The organism is Corynebacterium sp. ES2775-CONJ (genome assembly GCF_024814515.1).
In the GTDB taxonomy this organism is placed as follows: domain Bacteria; phylum Actinomycetota; class Actinomycetes; order Mycobacteriales; family Mycobacteriaceae; genus Corynebacterium.
The window spans coordinates 127,150-152,426 of sequence record NZ_JANUXT010000002.1 but is presented as its reverse complement, the minus strand read 5'-3'; the positions used below and the strand labels follow the sequence as shown (position 1 = coordinate 152,426).

21 protein-coding genes are annotated in these 25,277 nt (G+C 53.5%); 15 read left to right on the top strand and 6 right to left on the bottom strand.

Annotated elements, in window-relative coordinates; all coding sequences use genetic code 11:
* Positions 1-38 precede the first annotated feature (38 nt).
* The 3 genes from NXT01_RS02935 to NXT01_RS02925 all read right to left on the bottom strand — a co-directional run bounded on the left by NXT01_RS02935 (position 39) and on the right by NXT01_RS02925 (position 2,801).
* Positions 39-716: a methionine ABC transporter permease gene (locus NXT01_RS02935; protein ID WP_259077242.1), complete on the bottom strand. Its 678-nt coding sequence runs from the start codon at positions 714-716 to the stop codon at positions 39-41.
* Positions 713-1,744, bottom strand: coding sequence for a methionine ABC transporter ATP-binding protein (locus NXT01_RS02930; RefSeq protein ID WP_259077241.1), 1,032 nt, complete (start codon positions 1,742-1,744; stop codon positions 713-715). The genes NXT01_RS02935 and NXT01_RS02930 overlap by 4 nt, the downstream gene beginning before the upstream one ends.
* Positions 1,745-1,913: 169 nt before the next feature.
* Entirely contained in the window at positions 1,914-2,801 is an 888-nt protein-coding gene (locus tag NXT01_RS02925; protein ID WP_259077240.1) for a MetQ/NlpA family ABC transporter substrate-binding protein, read from the bottom strand.
* 311 nt (positions 2,802-3,112) lie between these two features.
* Between NXT01_RS02925 and NXT01_RS02920 the strand changes: the two genes are divergently transcribed.
* The 3 genes from NXT01_RS02920 (at position 3,113) to NXT01_RS02910 (ending at position 8,223) form a co-directional block, all read left to right on the top strand.
* Positions 3,113-6,268, top strand: coding sequence for an error-prone DNA polymerase (locus NXT01_RS02920; protein WP_259077239.1), 3,156 nt, complete (start codon positions 3,113-3,115; stop codon positions 6,266-6,268).
* 66 nt (positions 6,269-6,334) lie between these two features.
* A complete protein-coding gene (locus NXT01_RS02915; RefSeq protein ID WP_259077238.1) occupies positions 6,335-6,799 on the top strand; it encodes a PH domain-containing protein in 465 nt (154 codons plus the stop codon).
* Positions 6,796-8,223 (top strand): PH domain-containing protein, encoded by a 1,428-nt coding sequence (locus NXT01_RS02910; RefSeq protein WP_259077237.1) that lies wholly within the window; start codon positions 6,796-6,798, stop codon positions 8,221-8,223. Before NXT01_RS02915 ends, NXT01_RS02910 begins: the two co-directional genes overlap by 4 nt.
* Positions 8,224-8,281: 58 nt before the next feature.
* Here NXT01_RS02910 and NXT01_RS02905 read toward each other — a convergent pair whose 3' ends face one another.
* On the bottom strand, positions 8,282-8,758 hold the full coding sequence (locus tag NXT01_RS02905) for a tRNA (cytidine(34)-2'-O)-methyltransferase (RefSeq protein ID WP_259077236.1): 477 nt from the start codon (positions 8,756-8,758) through the stop codon (positions 8,282-8,284).
* Between the two features lie 32 nt (positions 8,759-8,790).
* Between NXT01_RS02905 and NXT01_RS02900 the strand changes: the two genes are divergently transcribed.
* The 3 genes from NXT01_RS02900 (at position 8,791) to NXT01_RS02890 (ending at position 11,993) form a co-directional block, all read left to right on the top strand.
* Positions 8,791-10,428, top strand: a complete 1,638-nt coding sequence (locus NXT01_RS02900) for a cation:proton antiporter family protein (protein ID WP_259077235.1) — start codon at positions 8,791-8,793, stop codon at positions 10,426-10,428.
* A 48-nt stretch (positions 10,429-10,476) separates the two neighbouring features.
* A complete protein-coding gene (locus NXT01_RS02895; RefSeq protein ID WP_259077234.1) occupies positions 10,477-11,334 on the top strand; it encodes a bifunctional methylenetetrahydrofolate dehydrogenase/methenyltetrahydrofolate cyclohydrolase in 858 nt (285 codons plus the stop codon).
* Positions 11,335-11,630: 296 nt separating this feature from the next.
* Complete coding sequence (locus tag NXT01_RS02890) at positions 11,631-11,993, top strand: DUF3017 domain-containing protein (RefSeq protein WP_259077233.1); 363 nt, start codon at positions 11,631-11,633, stop codon at positions 11,991-11,993.
* Positions 11,994-12,215: 222 nt separating this feature from the next.
* Here the strand turns inward: NXT01_RS02890 and NXT01_RS02885 are convergent, their stop codons facing one another.
* Positions 12,216-12,791, bottom strand: coding sequence for a hemin receptor (locus NXT01_RS02885; RefSeq protein ID WP_259077232.1), 576 nt, complete (start codon positions 12,789-12,791; stop codon positions 12,216-12,218).
* 173 nt (positions 12,792-12,964) lie between these two features.
* Here NXT01_RS02885 and NXT01_RS02880 point away from each other — a divergent pair, with 173 nt between their 5' ends.
* The 7 genes from NXT01_RS02880 to NXT01_RS02850 all read left to right on the top strand — a co-directional run bounded on the left by NXT01_RS02880 (position 12,965) and on the right by NXT01_RS02850 (position 21,110).
* Complete coding sequence (locus NXT01_RS02880; protein ID WP_259077231.1) at positions 12,965-14,887, top strand: HtaA domain-containing protein; 1,923 nt, start codon at positions 12,965-12,967, stop codon at positions 14,885-14,887.
* A gap of 109 nt (positions 14,888-14,996) precedes the next feature.
* Positions 14,997-16,010 carry a hemin ABC transporter substrate-binding protein gene (locus tag NXT01_RS02875; protein ID WP_259077785.1) on the top strand — a complete coding sequence of 338 codons (1,014 nt, stop codon included), beginning with the start codon at positions 14,997-14,999 and terminating at the stop codon, positions 16,008-16,010.
* Complete coding sequence (locus NXT01_RS02870; protein ID WP_259077230.1) at positions 15,994-17,067, top strand: iron ABC transporter permease; 1,074 nt, start codon at positions 15,994-15,996, stop codon at positions 17,065-17,067. Before NXT01_RS02875 ends, NXT01_RS02870 begins: the two co-directional genes overlap by 17 nt.
* Entirely contained in the window at positions 17,064-17,867 is an 804-nt protein-coding gene (locus NXT01_RS02865) for a heme ABC transporter ATP-binding protein (RefSeq protein WP_259077229.1), read from the top strand. The genes NXT01_RS02870 and NXT01_RS02865 overlap by 4 nt, the downstream gene beginning before the upstream one ends.
* A gap of 42 nt (positions 17,868-17,909) precedes the next feature.
* A complete protein-coding gene (locus tag NXT01_RS02860) occupies positions 17,910-19,091 on the top strand; it encodes an HtaA domain-containing protein (protein ID WP_259077228.1) in 1,182 nt (393 codons plus the stop codon).
* Positions 19,092-19,252: 161 nt separating this feature from the next.
* Positions 19,253-20,212: an HtaA domain-containing protein gene (locus tag NXT01_RS02855; protein WP_259077227.1), complete on the top strand. Its 960-nt coding sequence runs from the start codon at positions 19,253-19,255 to the stop codon at positions 20,210-20,212.
* A gap of 34 nt (positions 20,213-20,246) precedes the next feature.
* The gene (locus NXT01_RS02850) at positions 20,247-21,110 is read left to right on the top strand and encodes an HtaA domain-containing protein (RefSeq protein WP_259077226.1); all 864 of its coding nucleotides are present in this window, start codon (positions 20,247-20,249) and stop codon (positions 21,108-21,110) included.
* Positions 21,111-21,170: 60 nt separating this feature from the next.
* Here NXT01_RS02850 and NXT01_RS02845 read toward each other — a convergent pair whose 3' ends face one another.
* The gene (locus NXT01_RS02845) at positions 21,171-23,390 is read right to left on the bottom strand and encodes an NADP-dependent isocitrate dehydrogenase (RefSeq protein ID WP_259077225.1); all 2,220 of its coding nucleotides are present in this window, start codon (positions 23,388-23,390) and stop codon (positions 21,171-21,173) included.
* Positions 23,391-23,713: 323 nt separating this feature from the next.
* Here NXT01_RS02845 and NXT01_RS02840 point away from each other — a divergent pair, with 323 nt between their 5' ends.
* Both NXT01_RS02840 and NXT01_RS02835 read left to right on the top strand, forming a co-directional pair.
* Positions 23,714-24,961 carry an MFS transporter gene (locus NXT01_RS02840; RefSeq protein WP_259077221.1) on the top strand — a complete coding sequence of 416 codons (1,248 nt, stop codon included), beginning with the start codon at positions 23,714-23,716 and terminating at the stop codon, positions 24,959-24,961.
* Positions 24,962-25,077: 116 nt separating this feature from the next.
* Positions 25,078-25,266: a hypothetical protein gene (locus tag NXT01_RS02835; RefSeq protein WP_259077219.1), complete on the top strand. Its 189-nt coding sequence runs from the start codon at positions 25,078-25,080 to the stop codon at positions 25,264-25,266.
* The last annotated feature ends 11 nt before the right edge of the window (positions 25,267-25,277 follow it).

The window sequence follows — 25,277 nt, the reverse complement described above, 5'->3', positions numbered from 1 at the left end:
CAATAGGGGTAGTGCTGTGGAGGTTTTTCTGCGAGCCTTTAGCGGCGCATCACTTTCTTCGACAGCCAATTGCCCAGCAGCTGAGCGATTTGAACCAAGATAATTATGGTAAAGACCGCTATATACATCACCTTAAAATCGTAAGCGCGATAGCCATAGACAATAGCGAAGTCGCCCAAGCCCCCGCCGCCGATATAGCCGGCCATCGCAGACATATCCACGATAGCAATAAAGATGAAGGTATAGCCGAGGATTAAGGGCCCGAGAGCCTCGGGGATAATAACCTGGGTGATAATCTGCCACGGTGTAGCGCCCATGGCGCGTGCTGCCTCAATAACGCCTGGATCAATACTGATCAAGTTTTGTTCCACTATGCGCGCAACGCCGAATGTGGCGGCGATAGACATACCGAAGATAGCGGCATTACGCCCAATTTGAGTGCCCATCACGATCACTGTCAGTGGTCCTAATGCAGATAGCAAAATGATAAACGGAATGGGGCGAACAAAATTGACGAGGGTATTTAAGGCGCCGAAGAGGAATTTATTGTGGAGGATCCCACCCTCGCGGCTGGTATAGAGCAAGACCCCTAGGGCTAGACCCAAGGTTCCGCCAATGGCCAGGGTTAGCAAGACCATGACGAGGGTATCAGCAATAGCAGTAGTGAAGGTTCCACTTAGGCGCGACCATTCGGCTGCTATGACAGTGGTGGTCATCTGATGATCTCCTCAATCTCGGTGGTGTGGGTGAGATGCTGATAAAAATCGTCAATAGCAGCGTCGTCACCGGTAAGGCGCACGGTTATTTTGCCGAAAGATTTATGCTGCAAGGTGGTCACGCCGCCGTGGACGATGCCAATACCTACCCCTCGGGAGCGCGCTTGGGCGGAAGCAGTGAAAAACCCGGAATTCTCCGATAATGTGATCGTGAAAAAGCGACCTGGGTGGTAGAGCAGCTCATCTGCTTCAATGGTATCGGGGGTATTGCGCAGACTCGTGGCCACGAAGCGCTTGGCCACATCGGTGTGCGGGTGGGAGAAAATCTCGTAGGTAGAGCCATATTCCACCACACGGCCATTTTCCATCACAGCGACTTTATCGGCTATGGAGCGGATGACATCCATTTCGTGGGTGATCACCACGATGGTAATACCCAGTTCGCGATTGACCTTACGCAAGAGGTTGAGAACTTCTTGAGTGGTCTCAGGGTCGAGTGCGGAGGTGGCTTCGTCGGCAAGCAAGAGAGCTGGATCGGTGGCAAGTGCACGGGCAATACCCACACGCTGCTTTTGCCCGCCAGAAAGCTGTTCGGGATAGTTATGCCCCCGATCGCTCAAGCCCACGAAGTCGAGAAGTTCCTGCACCCTAGATGTGCGAGTTTTCTTATCAACCCCCGCTAGTTTGAGGGGGTACTCGATATTGCCAGCGGCAGTGCGGGACTTCATCAGATTGAACTGTTGGAAAATCATGCCGATATTGCGGCGCAGTTTCCGCAGTTCCCGTTCGGGCATACCCACAATCTCAGTGCCGTCGAGCCGCAAAGATCCCGAGGTTGGGGTATCGAGTCCGTTGATCATGCGCACTAGTGTGGATTTACCGGCGCCAGAATAACCGATAACCCCTAAGATTTCTCCGGCGTCGACAGCAAGGGAAACCCCGTCGAGGGCGACGATATCCGTCCCCGATTTTTTCTTGGAATGGAAAACTTTAGACAAGTTTTCAAATTCAATACGTGTTCCGTTCACGGATGTCCTTAGATAGCTTCGGTTAAAAAATCTTCATGCCAGCCCACACCCTAACCAGTAACGATGGAGATCGTCGCTTCCTGATAACCGTGATAACCGTGGCTCCTGCATGAGGGGAGAAGGCGCAACGATTATCAGGTGAAAAGGGGTGAAAATGTGGAGCTCGAGACTATTTAGTCTGGTCTTCTAGGCGCTGGAGTATCGCCTGAAGAGCTTCAGGGGTGCTCTCTACGGGAACGGACGTGCCCTTAGAATCCTCGGCGTTAGCAGCTAAGACCTGAGGATCATGCCAGAGTTGAGCTAGTTTCAAAATGGTGGGGTCATTCTTCTTGGATTCGCGCACCACGAAAGCGTTGATATAAGGCTCCGCCTCAGGTGCATTTGGGTCATCCTGGAATATAGCGAGCTTCGGATCAATTCCGGCCCGATCGAGGAAAGAATTATTAATGATTGCTGGCCTACCTTCGCCGTATGCGGCGGTAGTTTGTGCGGCATCCACAGACGTTACCTTCACCTTGGATTCTTTTTCGATGATATCGGCTTCGGTGGGGGTCAAGCTGCCCTGGGCTGCTGGCTTTAAGGTCACTAGATCAGCCTGAACGAGGACGTTAATGGCGCGGCCTAAATTCGATGGATCGTTGGGGACGATAACAGTTTCTCCCTCGATGCCATCGAGGCTAGAATGATCCTTCCAGAAAAGCGCGAGGGGAACAATCTCCGTGGCTCCCACTGGAACCAGATCGGCATTATTGCCCACATTATATTCGGCGAGGAATTTCAGGTGCTGGAAGAGGTTAACATCTAGCCGATCTTGGGAGAGCGCCAAGTTGGGGGTTGAGTAATCGGAGAAATTAACAATATCTAGGGTGATATCGTTTTCCTTTGCTACCTCTTCTAAAGCGGCCCATACCTTCTTGGTGCCATCGGTCGTGCCGATGCGGATGGTGGTGCTGCTATTTTCGCCGCCTGGGGTGGCAGTATCATTAGAGCAGGCGGTCAGACCGCCGGCGGCTAGGAGTGCGGCAGTGGAGACTGTGATAATGCGAGAAATATTCATGATGACATCACCTTCAGGTTGATAAGTATTTGTTTATGAGGGATAGGTAAGGCAACGGCCTGCTGCACCCAGCTTGTTATAGTCGAGGCCCATCCGCGTTTCTGGCCTTCAAGCAGGTCAGCGTATGTGTAGATGGTGGCATCCCACCCGATTCCTTAGGGGAAAAGGGGGAGTGTGAGCCGATCTGAACCAAGCTGTCTCCTTAACCTAGCGTGAAGCGTATCCTAGTCAGATTTGGTTGTACAGCTTAGTCTAGTTTTGGGATCGCCTTAAATTCGTACGTATGTTCTAAAATATGATATATATTTCTTGTGGACCCAGCAGGAAATTTTCACGGAAAGCCGCTCAGTTGGTCACGTTTAGAGCGATATTTATCAGGAAAAGAAGCGTGCGAACTGCGGGCTCCACAATCCGAAAGCTTGGAAAAAAATAGTACACCTGTTCAATATTATTCACCCCGATCTCATGTAGAACTCCACGCGGCTAGCTGCTTTAACTTTTTACGCGGCGCATCCACTCCAGAAGAGATGATCGAAGCCGCCGTAGCAGTGGGAATAGAAGCTATATCTTTGCAGGATAGAGATGGTTTTTATGGGGTAGTGGCCATGGCTGAAGCAGCTGCTGCGCATGGAATAGCTACCGTTTTCGGTGCCGAATTAACACTTGATACCGCTATCCTCTCCGTGATCTGTAAAAACCCCCGCGGATACCAGTTGCTCTCCGAGCTCATTTCCCAAGCCAAGATGGCGGGGGATAAAGACCACTGCCATTACCCCGATCTTCAAGCCATCGCCACGCAGCTATCTGGCCACTGCTATATCCTTGCGTCAGCAGAATGGGCCGAAGAGATAGAAACCCTTTACCAAGCCTTCGGGGCGGAGAATATCCTCCTCGAATACGTGGTGAGTATGAGCCCGACCGATAGCGATGCGCATGCCCTTTTAGACGCACTTCATACTCGCTACCATGGCGAATTAGCGGCCATTGTGACCACGCGGGCATGTGCGGCTCATAGCGGAGCCGCCCCAGTAGCCCAAGCGAAACAAGCGCTGGAGCGTAATCAGGCACTCTCTAGCGCTGCACCTCAACTCGCCGCGATGGGCGCTATGTGGCTGCGTCCGCGTGATCATATCGAAAGTGTTTTAGCTCCACACCACCGACGCTATATCGATCACGCCTGTACCATCGCGCGCGAATGCGCCTTTCAGCTCACCTTAATTAGTCCCAATCTCCCCCAATGGGAGGTACCTGAAGGGCACGACGAATTTAGCTGGTTAGAAGCCTTGGTCCACGAGCGCTTCCCCCAGCGTTATCGCACTAGAGATAAAGAGATTAGGCACAAAGCTGAAGCCCAAATCGCCCATGAACTCTCCGTCATTAAACAACTAGGATTTCCCGGATATTTTCTGATCGTCAGCGACCTCGTCGATTTCGCGCGCACGCGAAATATCTTGTGCCAAGGCCGCGGCTCGGCAGCAAATTCCGCTGTGTGCTTTGCCCTAGGTATTACCAATGTGGAGCCTGTAGCCGCAGGTCTGCTCTTTGAGAGGTTTTTATCTCCCGACCGCGATGGTCCCCCCGATATCGATGTCGATTTCGAATCCACACGTAGGGAGGAAGTTATCCAATACTGCTATGAGCGGTATGGGCGTGAAAACGCTGCGCAAGTAGCTAATATTATTAGCTACCGCCACAAAGGGGCCATCCGCGACGCCGCTCGCGCCTTAGGCTATGCCCCAGGGGCTTCAGACAGCTGGTCAAAAGGAATAACCGAACCCCCACAGGTAGTTTCTACACTTGCCAACCAGCTCTGCGGCCACCCTCGCCATCTAGGCATCCACTCTGGGGGTATGGTGATCTGTGATCGGCCCATATCTAGCGTGGTGCCCATAGAATGGGCCCGCAAAAAAGGTCGCAGCGTCGTGCAATGGGATAAAGAAGCCTGCGCGTCGGCCGGGCTGGTCAAATTCGACCTTCTAGGTCTTGGTATGCTTGAAGCTCTGCATCACATGATTGACCTGGTCAAAGAGAGTACAGGCGATGAGATTAACCTGTGGGAACTCGATCTAAGTGACCCCAATATCTACGAGATGCTCAGCCGGGGCGATGCCATAGGAGTCTTCCAAGTAGAATCCAGGGCCCAGCTTAATACCCTGCCCAGATTAAAACCGCGCTGCTTCTTCGACCTCGTCGTGGAAGTTGCTCTGGTACGCCCAGGCCCTATTCAAGGTGGGAGCGTGCACCCATATCTGCGGCGGCGTAGTGGGGTCGAAGAGATCAGTTTCGACCACCCTGTGCTAGAAAAATCTCTCTCCAAAACTTTAGGCGTGCCCCTGTTCCAAGAACAGCTTATGCATATAGCCGTGGATGCAGCCGGCTTTACTGGGACCGAGGCAGACGCCTTACGTCGCGCTATGGGTTCTCGTCGATCAGCAGAGAAAATGTCTCCACTAAAAAAACGCTTCTATTCGGGCCTACGAGAAACCAACGGGATTACGGGGAAAACAGCGGATAAATTATGGAATAAGATCGTAGCTTTCGCGGCCTACGGCTTTCCAGAATCACACGCGCAATCTTTCGCCTCACTGGTTTACTTCTCTGCTTGGTTTAAGTACTACTACCCAGCCCAATTTTGTGTGGGACTCATGCGGGCACAACCCATGGGCTTTTATTCTCCCCAATCCCTCCTTGCCGACGCCCGTCGGCACGGCATCAGGGTTCTCCCCGTATGCATAAATTCCTCGCGTGCGGAGCCTACCGTCGAAAAAACCGAGGACGGGTGGGGGATAAGGATCGGACTAAATTCCATCAAGGGGCTCCATAAGGTCTCCGATATTGTCGCTCATGCCCCTTACAGCACAATTGCTGATGTGGCGCGCCGGGCGGATGTGAAAACCAGCGATATTGAAGCCCTCGCCCAAGCAGGAGCCCTTGATATTTTTGGAACTGAACGCAGGCAAGCTCTGTGGCAGGCAGGTATAGCGGCCACCGAAAAACCTGATATGTTGCCAGGACTCTCGGTACTGCAGGCGCCGAGTCTACCTGGAATGAACGCTTTTGAGTTAGCGGTAGCTGATATCGCCACCACAGGGCTCACCCATGATAAGCAGCCCATGGTGCTCTTTCGAGAGTATTTGGACAGCGTGGGTATCATTCCCGCCGCTGAGCTATTGAATATCCCTGACGGTACCCGTATTCGAGTGGCCGGAACCGTCACGCACCGCCAAAAGCCCGCGACGGCTGGGGAGGTCACATTTATCGGTATGGAAGATGAGACAGGACTGATCAATGTGGTGATCACACCTGGGCTCTGGAAGCGACAACACGCCCTCGCCCGTACTGCCACCGTGCTGATCGTGCGCGGTATCGTGCGCAACGCAAACCGAGTTGCCTCTATTAGTGCTGATCTCCTAGAGGAATTTTCCCCTGCTGAATTACTCAGCGCTGGTTCACGCGACTTCCACTAAGAAACGGGGCACCGCGCACAGTACAGCGGCATGCGGACAGGGAGAGAAAGTGTATCCTCATTGGGTATGGAGAGATCGTTGCATGCTGTTCATCCGAATCTAGTGAAAGTACGCTATATCTCGCGCCTGCCGTGGCTTATCGTCGCGCTGATTGCCTCTCTGGTGTGGTTTTTTCTCTTTGAGCACTGGGTATGGGCGCTGGCTGTTCCCCTCGCATTACTGGCTATAACCTGCTGGTTTATCTGGTGGATCCCTCGCCAAGTGCACTTTCTTGGATGGCAAGAAACCTCAGAAGAAATCATCATTGCTAGTGGGCGACTCTTTCGCAGCATACGCATTATTCCCTTTGGCCGGGTGCAATATATTGATGTACTGCAAGGCCCCCTTGAGCGCATATACGGACTCAAAACTATCCATATCGTCACAGCTGGCGATGATGCGAGCTATATTCCTGGCTTAGAAGCCGAGACCGCCGAAGCCTTGCGCGAGCGCCTGCTCACATTTGCCAAGGAAAAGATGATCGATCTATGAGCGATATAGACAAGCACCGCCTCCACCCTTTGACCCCAGTGGCTAAAAGTGGCGATGTCATCGTTGCCACCACCGTCTTTGCTATCACCGCCGGCGGCTCCAGTCTCGGAGAACTCGTTGATATGGTGCGCAATAATTGGGATACGGCATACCTGCGGGCAGTTCTGTTACCACTCGTCGCACTCATGGTGTTTCTTGCCATCGTCGGCTCTCTGCTCTATGTGGGCTGGAGAGCGATTAGCTACGAAATTCACGGGACCGAAGTGGTCTACCGGTCGGGGATTATCCGCAAAAAGGTTCGGAGTGCTCGCTTCGATAAGATTCAAGCGATTGAATTATTCGAACCGATCAATGCGCGCATTTTTGGGCTGGCAGCGGTGCGATTAGAACAAGCTGGCGGGACTAATAGCCATGTTGACATCGCTTATCTCAAGCGCGCTGACGCGCTTGCGCTCAAAGACCAGCTGCTCGGGCAAACCCGCCGACACACCGCAGCGCCTACTCGTGAAAAGCTAGATCGAGCTGAGGATAAACCTTCTCCCCATAATTCACCACAGGACACAGCTACCCTTTCCCCAGAGATTATCGTGCCACCCATACCTGTATGGATGTCACTTACGGCAGCCGCGCTCTCCAAATCGACGCTGATCTCACTGCTGATCACAATTCCTCTCTTTATTTTTCAGCCACTACCTACGATCGCTATTTTCTCTTTCCTTCTTCCCTTAGTAGTCAACGCCTTTCAGATCATTGATCGTTCGTATCGCTTCACAGTTGAGCGCGATGGTGAAACCCTCAATATCAGTTATGGGCTGCTGAACTTGGAACGAAAAACTCTGCACGCTGAACGCACTCACGCGGTTGATATGGTGCAACCAGTGACCTGGCGGCTTCTCGACTGGTGGTTGGTGCGCGTGTCTGTGGCAGGTTATGGCAATGCCGAACGCGGTATGCTTGTTCTCCCCATTGGCAATAAAGAAAAAGCGATGAAAGTTGTTGCCGCTCTCATGGGTACTACCATAAATCCCGATCTAAAAGAACAATCGCCAGCAGATGACCTCGATAATATACGGCCTCAAACGTCGAGGCCGTGGGAGATTTATCGCAGCCCACAACGAGCTCGGTTTGTTTCCCCTATCGACTGGAATAGGCAGTATGTTCTGCTCAACGAGGATTTTATAATCAGCACACGCGGGCGGATCGGGCGCAGTGTCGCCATGGCTCACCGCCGACATATCCAGCACCTAGAGCTAAGCCACGGACCATTCGAACGTCTCGCTGGGATCGAATCGGTGACCATGGCTATCATTCCTGGCCCCGTGACCATCAAAGCTCGCCAGTTGGGTCTGCAGGACGCGCGCGGGCTCATCGCCGAGGTGGCTGAACTAGATCTCAACCACTATCTCTCAGTTTCGAACCGATAGGGGAGGCACAGCCTAAGCGCCGGATAGGATAACGGCGCCCTGCTCTGAAATCTCAGCTTTAGGATTCGGCTGCGCCTTCAAATCCGAACTGACGCCACGCTTCGAATGTGGCAATGGCAGCGGCATTGGCAAGATTGAGGGAGCGTCGACCTGCGAGCATGGGAATGCGCACGATGTCGGTTATGCGGGGGTGGTGGAGAGCCTCCTCGCTAAGCCCCGTTGGTTCCGGCCCAAAGAGTAAAATATCGCCACGCTGATAGCTGATATCTGCGTAATTGGTGGTGCCATGAGAACTGAAGGCGAAAACGCGTCCGTGGGGGAGGGAGGTAAAGACATCAGCGAGGTTCTCGTGAACGCTGAGCACTGCTAAATCGTGATAATCTAAACCTGCCCTGCGCAGGTTTTTATCTTCAAAATTAAAACCAAGAGGACCAGCTACATGCAGGTGTGCGCCAGTTGCCGCGCTGAGCCTGATGGCATTGCCGGTATTGGGAGGAATGCAGGGCTGATCGAAGACGATATGAAGCAGAGACATACGCAATATACTAGTGACTAAGAGAAGAATATATGCCAGCCGAAATCCTCTTTCCCGCGATTATCGCCATCATCGGCGGTCTAGGCGCTGCTGCTCTCCGCTTGCCGCCACTGGTTGGATTCCTTGCAGCAGGGTTCTTCATGAGCTTTCTCGGAATCGAGCACATCCCCGGAATTGAAGAACTGGGGGAAGTTGGGGTAGCCGTTCTCTTATTCACAATTGGTTTGCATTTAGATATTCGAATGCTCACGAAAATCCGAATTGTGGGCACAGCCCTCGGCCACGTTATAGCTAATACGGCCGTATTTGCACTTCTGTTTGGCGTTCTGTCCTCAGTACCTTTCTTGGTTTTCCTCGCCTCGGGGTGGACAAGTGCCTTGATAATCGGCTTGGCCTCTTCATTCTCGTCAACAGTCTTTGTCATGGCCATCATCGAAGAAACGGGGCGGGCGCGTTCGCGAGTTGGGCAAATATCCGTCGGCGTTTTAGTGCTCCAAGATATTTTCGCCGTAGCCTTTCTCGTTTTAGCGAGCGGACAAGTGCCACAACCGTGGGCCATCGTGCTCGTCGCTCTACCTGTCATTAGACCTCTGGTAGGTAGGTTGCCTGATCGCGTTTACCGGATCGAATTACTGGTTCTCGCAGGTGTTACTACCGCTATTGGTGCCTATGCTCTGTTCGAACTCGCCGGATTATCGGGAAGCTTCGGCGCCCTAGTCATGGGCTTAGTCATCTCCGGTCACCCCATTGCCGGGCGCCTTTTCACCGCCTTAACCAGCGTACGCGAACTCCTGCTGGTGGGATTCTTTATCGCTATCGGCCTGGGTGGTTTCCCTTCCATCGAGGGTTTATTATTAGCCGGCCTCCTCCTAGCACTGCTCCCTCTCAAGGCAGGATTATTCATGATAATCCTGTACAAAGTGGGAATGTCGAGTCGCACTGCGTTGCTGACGGCTGGCGCGCTTGCGAACTATTCGGAGTTTGGTCTGATCGTTGCCGCTCTCGCCGTGGAACGAGGTTTTCTCAATGGGGCGTGGGTACAGATCATGGCCGTGGCAGTCGCTGGCTCCTTCGTCCTTAATGCCCTAGCGAAATTGAAGATGGACGTGCTATTCGACCGCTTGGTCGATATATTGCCGCAGCGAGACCCCTCCAAGCTGGCTGCTGGCGAACGTCCCCTTGATGTCGGCGGAGTTGACGCCATGATCTTAGGGATGGGACGCGTAGGTGCAGGTGCCTATAAGCGACTCACAGAGGCGTATGGGTTAACCGTGGCCGGGATCGAACACGACGAGTCACGCGTGAATGCGCTGCGTCGGCACGGGTATATTGTCTTCCATGGCGATGCCACCGACCCTGAATTATGGGCTCGCATGTGCGCTAGTTCCCATGAACCACAACTGCTGGTGCTAGCGATGCCCGATCATGGTGCCAATATCGAAGCCCTAGCTCACGTGCGCGCGCAAAGTTCGACCATCAAGACTGCGGCGATCGCGAAATATGGCTACCGTGCTCAACAGTTACGTGAGATGGGCATTGATGCGGGCGTTAACCTCTACTCGGGTGCTGGCACGGAGCTTGCCGACGTCGCCTTCAGAGCCCTTCACGGTTCTGAGGTGGAACTGGATTCCGAATTTCAGACCAACCCGCTTGATGCGGCCGGAAACTAGAACAGCGAACACCCCACAAGGCTGCCTAATCATGGAATAATTACCCCCATGACTGCTCTCAAACTTGACGGTAACCTATACCGCGATGAAATTTTCGCCGATCTTAAAACTCGCGTGGCCGCGCTCAGGGAGCGGGGAATTACTCCAGGTTTAGGGACCGTCCTCGTAGGCGATGATCCCGCCTCACACTCCTATGTGAAAATGAAGCACCGCGATTGCGCCGAGGTAGGAGTGCGCTCTATTCGCCGAGATCTGCCCGCGAATGCCTCCCACGAAGACTTACTCGCAGTTATCGAGGAACTCAACCACGATCCCGAATGTACGGGATATATCGTGCAATTACCGCTGCCGAAACATATCGACGAAAACGCCATCCTTGAGGCTATCGACCCAGCCAAAGACGCCGATGGTCTACATCCCATCAACTTAGGGAAACTAGTTCTCAACGAACCGGCACCGCTGCCGTGTACGCCCAACGGGGCGCTCCACCTGCTCAGCCGCTTTGGGGTAGCTACCCAAGGAAAGCACGTCGTTATCATTGGCCGTGGAGTAACAGTGGGCCGTCCCATGGGGCTGATGCTCACCAGACGATCAGACAATGCCACCGTCACCTTATGTCATACCGGGACTGTGGATCTCAAAGCGGAAACTCTACGCGCAGATATTATTGTTGCTGCCGCTGGAGTGGGGCATATGTTAACCCCCGATATGGTCGCACCCGGTGCCGCCGTTCTCGATGTGGGAGTGTCTCGAGTCGATGGTCGCCTCGTTGGTGACGTCCACCCAGGGGTTCTTAAGGTTGCCGGCTATGTATCTCCTAATCCAGGTGGCGTGGGCCCTTTGACGCGGGCCTTCTTAGTGCGCAATGTAGTCGAACGAGCCGAATCCCACCTCTTGGGGAACTAAGGCTACACGAGGCGATCGCTTAAATTCGTTGACCCCCTCGGACTGCTTTGTGATTTCTACGCTCTACTCTTAGGCGCCTGAGCGCCTGAGCGCCTCGTCGAGAAGCGACCGAACTCGCAGCTCTGAGGCACAGCTGAGCGCTCTTACACAGGCATATCAAGTTTTGGAGGTTTTGAGATCACTAGGCTTTTTGAATACATTGGGGTTAGTTGCGCAGCACGGGAGAGAGGGCGCGCACGCTCGTGTCAGCAGATAACGCCATACGCGCCGTGGTGCAGAAATCAGAGGTCTTTTCCATGAAACCGACACACCCCGTCACACTAGCGGAGATCAAAGATCTCGATCGCCTACTTATCAACCCCCATGATGCCAATCTGAAAAAGTCCTCTGTCCCTCCACTTCTACAGCGCATTGGTATCGCTCTCTTTGTGGTGTTGGTTTTCCTGTCTGGTTTTCTTTCCTATACCGAACACTGGCGCCGCGCCACATTTGCTCTTGGAGCTGCCATGATGTGGCTGAGCTTATTGCGATTAGTCTGCGATTCTCGAGTGATGGGCATCCTCTCGGTGCGCTCGCGCGGAAAGGATGCAGTATTCACTGGATGTTTGGGCTTTGCCATGCTGTTTTTGTCCGCGTCCGTGGACGCACTCGGTAGTTAGAGGTAGTTAAGAATTACGCAGCGTACCTAGTGTCTCTCCATGGGGGTGCGCCCCCTATTGGGAACTTGGGGGTGAAATTGGGGGTGGTGAACGGTGATAAGGGTTCTTTAATTGGGGAACTTTTTGTAGATACTCCATCTTCCCCGACACTTCCCGACCCACCACGATCAGGGAATGTCGCTAGTGAGGCTACGGATTCATGTAATTTTTCAAGTGGTAGAACTAATCTGAAGCCGATATCTTTTTACTTCCTACTTGGGGCATAGTGATTGTGTCATCGGAGGCAACCGATTGAGAGGCGTCAGTGGTGGGATGCTGTTCAGGCTTATCTTTTGACTGTGTCCATCTCGGGCTGAAACCCGGCAGCACCCAGATCAGCAGGAAGGTGAGACCAGCACCCAGTCCTGCACCGACAAGGCGGTGATCGTCACCGATAAGGAAATAAATGGCGGCGTTTAAGCCCGCGATAACTACCCAGAAGATGCCAAGGACAAATCCGAGCCTGCGGGGAATAAAACTATTTTTTTCGGCCCAGTCCAACTGCGGAAAACGATCGCGGGCCTCCTTGCGGATGCGTCGTGACGTACGTTGGGCGGGGGCAATGGTCGCGAAAAGCGTGGCTAAGAACGCAACGCCGAGCACGATTGCATCGCCCACGATAAAACCGAAACTGAAGAGGGCGAGTGCACCAGCGCAGGCGAAGCGTTCAAAGAGGCTCAGGGGAAGAGGCTGTTGGGGGTCCACGTCGGGGTAGAGAAATTGAAAGGAGTCGCTCGTGGAGGGGAGCCGATTAGTCAAAAGCAATCCTTCGATAGCGGGAATGGTCAAATCACTGGGCTAAGTGTAGCCTAATATTCACATTTTTAATATGTGCTTGACTAGAGGCTAGCTTGCTCATGTCAACCTAAATCTTTGCCCATATTATGCCCAAACTTTTCGATCCCTGGTGGGGAGAAACGAGATCGATAGTGATGCCAACTCGTCATCTGGTGAGTACTGCTCCCAGATATTATGGTCCCTTCAAGGGCCTTGTGCGGAGCACGGCAAAAAGCCTCGTCGTCATCCCAGCTCTCTTGGGACTACTTTTCCTCAGCGCACCAACTGCTATGGTGCCAGAAGCTGCAGCTCAAACCACCTGTGCTATGAACTGGGGTGTGAAAAAGAGTTTTCGGGAATATATTGTTGGCCCCATTGCTCAGGGGGGCTGGCAGCAAAGCTCGGGGATTGGCTTTACTGGCTCCCCGACCGGGGCTGATAGCGCCTTCGTATTTACTCCTGGTAAGGCCACGATCGAGAGCCCCAGTGAGGCGATTATTCCTATGCAAGGGGTGCTGAAATTTCAAGGACATAAAGCAGCTGACGGCTCTCAGTACTTACTCGATATGGAGATCAGCGATATCAAAGTCAAAGCCTCGGGTATTACGGCCGAAATTATTGCTGACTACAAATCTTACGAAGCCGATATGACGCAGGTGGAGAAAACTACGCGTGGCGCCCCAATCAGCGGCGATGATGTCACCATCGCTATTATTTCCCTCAATAATGCCGTCAATACCGAATCCGGGATCGTTGATCTAGGTGGCACTGTGACGCTCGCCGCTGGTGGAGATGCCCTCTTCCTCAACGCCTATCAACAAGGATCGCTCTTAGATTCGACCTCGGGAACAGTTAAACTGGATGGATCCTGCCAAAACTCCAGTACAGGCGACTTTGCAGCAAATGGTACTACCGGCGGCGGCGATTTCTGCGCCAGCGGACTTAGGCGTATCGACGGTAATTTTTCAGGTACTGCGGGTGAAGTCATGGGCATGGTCTCGGAGTTTAACGACACCATGGGGGCCATTCACACATTGATGTGTAATTCCATGCGCTTTACAGATACGGTGCATAAATTTGCAGGCCTTGAGGATAGTAACCGCACCCAGCCGGCCAACCCCGATCAGCAGGCCGCCCAATCGAGTACCAATCAACGCACTGGTACAGCATCAGGCACAACCGTGACACCAGGCGGGGTGTCAGATCCTAGCGCACCAAATCCCACGCGCATGACGTACAATACCGCGGTTTGTCAGGCAGCGGATGCTCGCGGAATCGCGCAGGCGGATGCTCGATGGGGGATTAAAAAATCCTTTCAATCCTATATCACAGGCTCAATTGCCAAGGGCTCATGGTCACTCGCGGGTGTGCGTTATACGGATGGACAGTTCATCTTCAGCGGTCGTTCAGGTGCTATTGACCCACAGGCGCGCACCGGTACGATTGCTTTTAATGGGGGAGTGAAATTCACAGGCCACCAAGGGGTGCTCAATCTCCAACTGACCAACCCAGAGATACAATTTACGGGCTCAACCGGGCAACTCGTTGCGGCAGTGACCTCTTCTGATACCTCGGGCACGGTCAGCAATTATGGGCGCGTCGTCGTGGCTAACCTACAGTTCGATTCGCTTGATCTTAGTGATAGTTCAGCTAACGGCGCAGCTCGTGTCACTTTGACTGCGGCTGGAGCGCGCGCTTTCGCGGGCTTCTACGAACCAGGTATTGATCTCGATCCCTTGACTTTCTCCGCTACTCTAAAGCCGGGCGCTAATTGCGCGACGGGTCAAGGGGGACGTGCGAGTGCTGCAATAGCTGGCGATTCAGGTGGTGCTGATTCCTCAACACTATTAGATGGTACGCAGCTCGGTGAGGTGATATTTGGTGAGGAAGATGCCGCATTGAACTCGCAGGGTTACACCGAGGGTAAGTCGCGATTTAAAATCAAGAATTCCACCCAAGACGTCACGGGAATACCCATGGATGTTACTCCTGCTGCGTATGCTCTCATGGCGCTTTCGGCATTTGTGATTGCAGGGGGCACCCTCTCCCGTTTAGTTATCAGTCACCCCGCCTCCTAAAATTTTTTAGTCAACCAACGGAGATAACGTGATTTTTTCAGACCAGTATTCTCGCCCACGATCGCATCGTCTTTCCACACTCCTTGCCGGGCCCCTTGCAGCAGTTCTATTGGTTGGGTGCGGTGTACAAGGTGCCTATGACACGAACGCTGCTCTACGTCAGGAGCTTTCTGAGGCACATAGCTTGAGCGATCCGCGAAGTTTCGAGGGAGTGAGTGCGGTTACTGATTTCGATGAGATCGTTCCCGTCACAGACTCCGCGCAACCACACCTTCCTGTGGAATTAACCGATGCCGATGGCTACGATGTCGAAGTCACCGATACCTCCCGAATTGTGGCACTTGATCTCTATGGAACTTATACCAAGACCCTGCGAGGATTGGGTTTGGGCGACAATATTATTGGGCGCACCATTTCCTCTAGCGAAGAGTCCTTAGCTGATCTCCCCGTGGTCACTCAAGGTGGCCACACTATTAACGTGGAGGCAGTGCTTTCTCTGGAGCCCACTCTCGTCATCGTGGATCATTCGATTGGGCCTCGCGATGCTATCGATCAAATTAGAGCCGCCGGGATTACAACGGTGGTGATGGAACCCTCGCGCACCATCGAATCTGTCACCGAAGATATTATGACCCTCGGTGCCACCGTTGGCCTTAATAAAGAAGCTGAAGAATTAGCGCGGCGCACCGAGGCGGAAATTGCTAAAGATAAAGCCGCTGTTGATGAGCTCATCCCTGCTGAGCCGATGCGAATGGTCTTCCTCTATGCTCGCGGCAACGGTGGTGTTTTCTTCATTATGGGTGAGGGCACGGGTGCCAAGGACCTCATCGAGGGGGTTGGGGGAATTGATCTTGGTACTGAGTACAACCTGTCCTACGCGGAGCCTGCAAACGCTGAAGCTTTAGCCAAAATTAACCCCGAAGTAATAGTGATGATGAGCGGTGGTCTCGAGTCCACGGGTGGCATTGACGGACTCCTGCAACGTCCTGGCGTGGCACAAACGATCGCCGGTAAAAAGCGCCGTATTGTCACGCTTCCCGATGGACAATCGTTGGCCTTTGGCCCACTAACTGGACAAACTCTCCTGCGATTGGCAAAGGCGATCTATGCCCCCGAGCAATAATAAGGCTGCACCACTTATTGCTGAGAGCGGCCACGAAGTCTTTGCCCGCAGGCGCACGAGGCGACAATATACCACTGTGATTCTGCTGGCCTTGGTGATTCTCGCATCCTTACTGTCCCTTATCCTGGGCCAATTCTATATTCCGTTGAAGGATGTACTACCGCTGATGGCAGCGGGACCTGGTCAAGATAATCTTGCTGGAAACGTGATATGGGAGATTAGGCTCCCACGTATCGTGCTAGGGCTTCTCGTTGGTGCGGCCTTAGGGGTCGCGGGAACTCTCATGCAGGCCGTTTTTGCCAATCCACTAGCCGAACCCTCCATTATTGGGGTGACTGCGGGTGCCGGTGTGGGCGCGGGACTCGTCATCGTCTTTGATATCAACCTCCTGGGCACCTTCACAGTTCCGCTCGCGGCCTTTATCTCTGCTGTTATCGTGACAGTGGTCATCTATCAACTTGCTCGATCCCAGGGGAAAGTTCAGGTCGTGAACCTGATATTGACAGGGATCGCGATCAATGCGGTCTGCGGAGCCATCATTTCCTTCATGGTTTATCTTGCGCCAACCGCCAACCGAGAGCAGATCATTTTCTGGCAAATGGGTTCACTTAATGGCTCCCAGTGGAAACACGTAATCGTGGTCGCGCCCATAGTCTTGCTCGGCCTGGTGATGGCTCTGCGTTTGGGACGCACCCTGGATGTCTTGGCGCTCGGCGAGCGCGCCGCGGGGCATACGGGCGTGAATGTTGCGACACTGCGCATTATCGCGATCGGGGCCTCAACTGTCCTCACCGCCGGAGCCGTGGCTTTTGCAGGTCTTATTGGGTTTGTTGGCCTCATTATTCCGCATGTGTTGCGCACCATTTTAGGTCCCGAGAATAAAATTTTAATCCCCACCTCTGCTGCAGCTGGAGCAGCGCTGATCGGCTTTGCCGATGTTTCAGCGCGCACCATGATTGCTTTTGCTGATCTCCCCATCGGTATTTTCACTGCCTTTGTCGGCGGCCCTACATTCTTCATTCTGCTCCGCCGCATGATGAGAAAGGGACTCCATTGATTTCAGCGTCTCATATCAGTCTCGATCTTGGCGGCCGCACCCTTCTAAACGATATATCCTTCACCGCTGAACCTGGCCATGTCACCGGTCTTATTGGCCCTAATGGGGCGGGGAAGTCGACCCTGCTTGCTGTTCTCTGTGGTGATCTTGAACGGCGCACAGGCACGGTGGATATCGCCGGTGTCGACCCAGCGTCGGCAAGCAGCAAGGAACTTGCACAACGGCGCGCGGTTATGCTCCAAGATGTAAGCGTCTCTTTCGAATTCTTAGTGCGAGATGTGGTGGCCATGGGACGCAGGCCGTGGGAGGGAAGCGAATATGAGGCGCGCGATCAAGCCATTATTGATGCCGCATTGAGTGCGACTGACACATCCCACCTCGCCGGACGCGATATTGCTACTCTTTCGGGAGGAGAACGTGCTCGCGTTGCCCTCGCTCGGGTGCTGGCGCAGCAAACTCCTGTCATCATGCTAGATGAACCTACTGCAGCACTCGATATTAAGCATCAGGAACAAGTCCTAGGTTTGGTACAAGCGATTGCTCGAGCGGCGGGTGTCGCAGTGGTGGTGGTGCTGCATGACCTCAACGCAGCCGCTAGTTACTGCGATAAGATTATTTGCCTAGCCAACGGTACAATCGCGGCTATGGGGTCGGTGGACGACGTCTATACCGCTGAGACCCTCAGCACGATCTACGGGTGGCCCATTGAGGTCACGCACAATAACGGTGTGATCAGTGTGCATCCCAAGCGCCGCTGCCATACCCCATCTGCCACTGAATTTATTAGCCTCCTGCAGTAGGATATCCCCGTCTACCTTCGGATCTGACCGAGAGGGCCCATTATGAAGACCATTGTGACCGCTACCGCCATAACCGCAGCACTGTGTAGCCACAATCTTGCAATCGCGAATTCCGCCCCCACCGAGACTGTAATTAGTTGTGCGAACCCAGGCTGGTCTATTACCGGCGGCACATTAGCGTGGGGAATCAAAACCTCGTGGCGTAGCTATATTACCGGCACTATCGCTAAAGGCGACTGGGGCACCACAGACAATGTGACCGATAACGGGTCATTAAAATCGGCGGCGGATTTCCAGTTCCGCATGCCCATCGATCCCTCCACGAGCCGCCTAGCTCTCAATCCTGATGGCAGCATTCACTCTGCCGATATTGAAACGGCACCGGGTGGAATAAGCTTCACCGGCCATAAAGGAGCACTAGCGTCAACATTCCTCTCGCCCTATATCCGCATTGTCGACGGCGAAGTTCGGGCGGGAACAAGCTATGAAGGTTTCTATGTTCCTGGTAAATCAATGACGCGATACCAGCCTGAGGATCGCACTGCCGCTAATCGGGTAGAAGGTAAAGATACCTTCGGGACCTCCCGAGACTTCAGTTATCACCACAATTCTCAACCTGGTGCAGATGACACCATGACAATAACGCTTAGCGCCGAGAATCTGAGAATTAAACCTCAGCCAGGCACCCAAATTCGAGAGATCAACGGGCAGCAGCAGCAATTCATAGAGGGAGTCGATATTGTCTTCCTCGGTACCTATAACCAAGACTACAGGCCAGAACTCGACGATATCACTGTCAGCCTTGATGTTCAGCCCCGCTGCTTGGATGCCACAGCCGCAGCAACCCTACGCCGCGACCTAAGCAAGGAAAGCCTCCCGTCCGAGTATGCACATAGTCGCAACAAACCCACCCGATTAAGCCCCGCTATGGTGGAGGCGCTTAAAACGCTCAACCCTACGTCGCCTGTCGGACAGATCGCGCCAGAGGATCCGAGTAATGATGACACCCAGGGTCCTTCCGATGCTCCAAAACCTTCCGCAGATTCCTCCCAATCAAGTAATGCTGACAACAAGCAACAGGGGAGTTCCGACCCTGACTTTGGGTCCATCAGGCAGGTGTGGTCGACCATGTTGGCGGTGATCGCGGCTATGGCGAGCATTATGGTGGTGGGGAAGATGCTCGTGGATATTGCCCGACCTTTCCTCTTGGAACATCAGGGGTAGCAGACGGGCGATTAGCCCCTAAAATGCTCAGCAAAATGATGAGGTCCTATAGTGGGACTACTCGTGGGAGGTATTGAGAATTTAGGGTTGCCTATATAGAGTAACTGTAGAAATTGTGGCGCGCCCATTGCGCCTAGCACTAAAAGGAGATTCACGTTCTTATGGCACGTACCCGCATCGCCCTCGTTGCAGCCACATCCTTGGTCGCATCACTACTCAATCCCGTAAATGCGCACAGTGCCGAAATGGTGTCGCCTACGTGTACCCAGCCTGGCTTTGTTGTCAGTAAAGGCACGCTGAAGTGGGGCATTAAGCAAACCTGGCGCAGTTATATTCAAGGCCCAGCACAGGGTCGGTGGTCCCTCGAGGGTGCGGTCGGTGACAATGCGGCTCGCCGTACGTCCAGCGAGTACCAATTCTTTTTCGATGTGGATCCAGCCACCACTCGGTTAGTGGGCACCCTGGATGAGAATGGCTCGCTGAAGATCTCTGAGGCTGTCGTAGGTACGAAGAAGTCCCAGATTAACTTCACTGCTCACGAGGGCAAGTTGGCCACCACCCTTCGTTCGCCCTATATCAAAGTGGAAGGAGGGCAAGCAGCAGCCGGCTCTAGCTATATCTCCTATTATGTCCCTGGAAAAGAGATGACGGAGTACGAAAAGTCCGATCTCACCAGTAGCAATCGCCAAGTGGGGACTCAAGAATTCGGTGCCGGTGCTGCGTCCACGTGGGTGATGGGAGAGAATAATACTGTAACGATGAAGGTCACCGGGATGCACTATCGCCCGCAGCCTGGCACTATGGCTGGCATGGTAAGCGGAATCGATACGGCTTTCCTTGGGCAGTACGATGAGCTGGCTCCGCTCGACGACGCCACCCTTGAGCTTAAGGTTCAGCCCCAATGTCTCGACACAGTGAGCACCGCTTCTCTAGGCTATGAAGATAACTTACCCGCAGCGCCAGGTGATAAGCTTGACGCGAACCCTAGCGATCCGAGTACCCCTGAATCCTCCCTTAGCGTCGGCGCCATCGTGGGTATCGTTATAGCGGCAATAGTTGGTGTCGTAGGACTGCTCGCAGCAGCTCTTCAGGCGCTAGCTCCTGGCCTCATCCGCTTCTAAAAACGCCCGTTACTACTATAAGGATAGACACCCTATGTCATTTTCACCCTCCCAGCGCTTCCTAAGTGTTACCACCGCGACCATGATGGCATTGTCTCCTGTGGTGGTGGCGCCCGCAGTTACGGCAACCGAGGCCGTGGTCAAGCAACAAGATGGTTCGCAACCACTTGTTAAAGGCACCTTTGTGTGGGGTTTCCGGAGCAGTTTGGTGCGTTATATCGAGGGGATCATCGCCCAGGGAAAGATTGAGGTCACAGGTCCCGCTACCCGGCTGTCGGGGGATAAGGCCAATGAATTTTCATTCCCTCTCGACCCGGCTCGCTCCTCTATCGATCGAGACGGCAACGGCGAACTGAAATTTGACGGCGGCGTGCATTTCTTCGGGCACCAGCAAGCCGACCGCACCTGGTCTCTCGACGTCGAGCTGAGCAATATCACCCTGCTCGTGGAGGGAGTAAATGTGACGGTACTAGCTGATCATATTACAAAGGGGGATCTCTCCTCTGCCCCAGGAAGTGAAATTAAAGATGGTGTGAAGCAGATTTCAGGTCAACAGGTACGCCTCGCTCAATTTACTCTCGCTGCCCCACTGGTGGATAAAGAGGCAGGTGGCTATTCCTTTATCAACCAGGACACCGCCACCACGCTGGAAGGCTTCACCCAGGCCTTCCTCTCTGATACATATAAGCCTGGAGTCGCTCTCGACGGCCCCGATCTCACCGTGATTAATCGAGAGAATAAACCGGTAGAGAGCTACGGCGGCGAAACTCTCGTCACGAGTGAAAATCGCACGAAGATCATCGTGGGCTCCATTTTTGGTGCGCTTGCCTTTATTGGGGCACTGATCGCCCTCCTGAAGGAAATCGCACCCCGCTTCGGCATTATGCTGCCGTTCTAGACGCCACATAGACCAAAATAATGACCGCACCGACTATCGGTGCGGTCATTATCTTATGGGTTATGAGAAGTTGAGGCGATCGATAATGGTGTTAAATTTTGCTACCGGGCGCATGACCGACTGCAGGGTAGCCTCATCGGGTTGGTAGTATCCCCCCAGATCTACTGGATCACCCTGGAGAGAGATGAGCGCAGCGTCGATCTCTGCGGCGTGCTCCTTGAGCTCGCGGGCTACCGGGGTGAAAATCTCGCGCAACTCGGAATCAGATTCTTGGGCAGCTAATTCCTCAGCCCAATAAAGGGTGAGGAAGAAGTGGGAGCCGCGATTATCAATTTCGTGAACCTTCCTCGAAGGCGATTTTCCATCTTCTAAGAGGCGTTCGGTGGCCTTATCGAGGGCGTCGGCAAGCACTGCCGCTGGTGTGGACTCGGTGGTGCGGGCAATATGGCGCAGCGCCTCGGCGAGTGCGAGGAATTCCCCGAGAGAGTCCCAGCGTAAGTGATTCTCCTCTTGAAGCTGCTGAACGTGCTTCGGGGCGGAACCGCCGGCCCCTGTTTCGAAGAGGCCACCACCTGCCATCAGGGGGACGATGGAGAGCATCTTCGCTGAGGTACCCAACTCCAAGATAGGGAAGAGATCCGTATTATAATCGCGCAATACGTTGCCAGTCACCGAGATGGTGTCCTCGCCCCTGCGTATACGCTCGACGGATATCCGGGCCGCCTCAACGGGCGAGGCGATGGAGATATCGAGCCCATCGGTATCGAGCTCGGATAGGTAAGTGTTGACGAGTTCGGTGAGCACGCGGTCATGGGCACGCTCAGGGTCGAGCCAGAATATAGCAGGAGTGTGGGAGATGCGGGCGCGTTCCACAGCTAGCTGAACCCAGTCGCGAATCGCTGCATCTTTGGTCTGGCAGGCTCGCCAGATATCACCTGCTTCCACTTCATGGGAGATGAGAACTTCTCCCGACGATGAGATAACCTCCACAGTTCCCGATGTTGACATCCTAAAGGTCTTGTCATGGGAGCCGTACTCTTCGGCCTTTTGGGCCATCAATCCCACGTTCGGAACTGTACCCATGGTGGTGGGGTCGTAGGCGCCGTGAGCCTTGCAATCTTCAATGACCGACTGGTAAACGCCCGCATAGGATGAATCAGGGATGATCGCGAGGGCGTCTTGTTCTTCATCATTACTATTCCACATATGACCTGCACTGCGGATCATGGCTGGCATCGAGGCATCGACAATGACATCGGAAGGAATATGCAAATTCGTAATTCCCTTATGAGAATTGACCATAGCTACATCGGGTCCCAATTCGAGAGCTTTGTCGAATGCGGCCCTAATTTCGGGACCATTCTCGAGGTTCTCCAGGCCTGAGTAAATAGCGGCTAGACCATTTTCCCCATTCAGGCCATGGGCGAGAAGTTCGTCGCCGAATTGTTCGAATACGTCGTGGAAATAAGCCCGCACGACGTGGCCAAAAAGAATCGGATCGGAGACTTTCATCATGGTGGCTTTAAGGTGAATGGAGAAGAGGACCCCCTCCTTTTTTGCTCGAGCTACCTGAGCAAGAAGAAATTCATCGAGAGCCCGTGCAGACATAAAGGTAGCATCGATGACTTCACCAGCGATAACAGGAAGTTCCTCGCGCAGTACCTCGACGTCCCCAGAGCTAGTGCGTACCTGGATTTTTAAAGTATCGTCCTGTTCGATGACCACGGATTTCTCATTATGGCGAAAATCATTAGCTTCCATGGTGGCCACATTGGTCTTGGAATCAGCCGACCACGTACCCATATAGTGCGGGTTTTTCTTGACGAAATTTTTAACAGCTTGCGGCGCACGGCGATCGGAATTGCCCTCGCGTAGTACTGGGTTGACTGCCGAACCCTTGACCGCATCGTAGCGGGTGCGGATATCCCGATCGGTATCACTGTCCGGATGATCGGGGTAGTCGGGGAGTTCGAAACCCTGGGACTGCAGTTCCTTGATAGCGGCTTTGAGCTGGGGGAGAGAGGCAGAGATATTGGGGAGTTTAATTATGGTGGCTTCAGGAGTGGTGGCGAGGTGTCCGAGAGTTGCCAGTGCATCATCCACTCGCTGATCGGGAGCGAGATAATCTGGGAATTGGGCAAGGATGCGGCCCGCGAGTGAGATATCGCTGCTGACGACGTCGATGCCCGCTGTCTTGGTAAAAGCTCGTACCACAGGCTCGAGTGAATAAGTGGCAAGAAGTGGAGCCTCATCGGTGCGGGTCCAGAAAATCGTTGACATCAGTCTCCTTAGATTTGTCGATATGTGAGCTAGTAAACTACTCAGGGTTTTCTCCTCAAGAATACCTATTTTGTTATCTATGTGGATTAACTCACCTTTTTTATATATCTAGCTGTAGGTTTGTCGTGGACTCTCGGGGGTAGAACCAGTAAAGATCTCTTATCGGGAACTTTGGGCATTGCGGCTATAGTCCGATGAGCCTGGATATAAAAATTAGGTGCAGAAAAGTAATGAAGGACACAGCGGGCGGTCGTCTTTTATTTTGACCACCTTCGAGCCGGCAAAGGTGCGGGCTGGAAAGGAAGCAGGTAGCTTAAGTTCACGTGACCACCCAATCAGCTCAAGAGAAAAGAAGAACCGTGCCACATAAGCCGCTGCGCCGAGTGATTCCCCGCCAAGACGAGATCTCTACACGCCAGCGCCTTATTGTATGGATCGCGCTCGGCCTTGCTGGGTTTGCCATCGGTGTAAATGAATTTGTCACTATGGGGCTGCTCCGCAATATAGCTGAGGCCTTCAACCTGACCGAAGGAACAGCCAGCCTCATCATCTCTTCTTATGCCCTTGGTGTGGTGCTGGGAGCTCCCCTTATCACCGCCTTTACCGGCATGATGCCGCGACGTCGACTGGTGCTCATTCTCATGGCAGCCTTCACCTTAGGCAACGCTATGACCGTCGTATCGCCCAGTTTTGAGGTCTTAGTTATAGCGCGTTTTATTGCGGCCTTACCGCACGGCGCCTTCTTCTCAGTCGCCGCCCTGGTGACTACGTCTATGGCGGACCCGCGACACCGCGGACGAGCGCTTGCCTTTGTTGGTATGGGCTTCCCACTCTCAAGCCTTATCGGTGTCCCACTCGCGCAAGCAATCGGCGTGGCCTATGGCTGGTATAACGCATATGTATTCGTTACCGTCATCTCGCTCATCACGGTTGTGGCCTTGTGGCTGCTGATGCCCCATATGAATAAGATGCTGCCTACTTCACCGCTAGCAGAACTGAGCAGCCTCAAGCGCGGGCAGGTGTGGCTATCACTTATGATCGGTGCTGTTGGTTTCGGCGGTATGTTTGCGGTTTATACCTATATATCCTGGACGATGACTCAACGCGCCGGGGTTCCCGAAACCATGATCTGGCTGGTCTTAAGCATTTACGGGGTCGGAATGATCGTGGGCAACTGGGCTGGTGGAAGGCTGAGCGATTGGAGTGTAGAGGGTGGAATTTTTGTCACCCTTGTAGCGATCGTGCTCTCCTTGCTGTCCTTCTTCGCCTTAAGTGCATGGATGATCCCAGCTATTATCAACTTCGCTGTGATCGGCGCTTCCGCTTCTGCGCTCATACCATGTTTGCAGATCCGACTCATGGATGTGGCGGGTAAAGCCAAAACCTTAGCCGGTGCTTTAAACCATTCCGCACTCAATATTGCGAATGCGGCCGGCGCCTCGATGGGCGGTGCGGTTATTGCAGCAGGTTATGGATATGCCTCGCCCGCGCTCGTGGGCGCAGGTTTGGGAGCACTCGCGATCGTGGTGTGGGCTCTGGCAGCTACGCTGCGACGTCGCCAAGGCGACTAGGTGGCTTCGATCAACCGACTGTGCGCTCACTATTTTGTCTCTTCTCGGGTAAATTGATAGTAGGTATATCTTTTTTTCACCCAAGGGCATCTTCGATTAAAGGAGCTATATTTCTCATGCAGTCGACTAAAACAATCGGCATAGTCATTCTTATACTCGGCGTCGTCTTGCTGATCGCTTCGTATTTTCTCGTCGGAGGGCATGATATTGCAGGAATGGTGGGATCTATTGGCTTAGGCATCGGCGGTGCTGGTGTGGTGAGCGGAATCGTCTTAGCTATCATCAAAGAGCCACGTAAGCAATAAGGTCTAGGAAG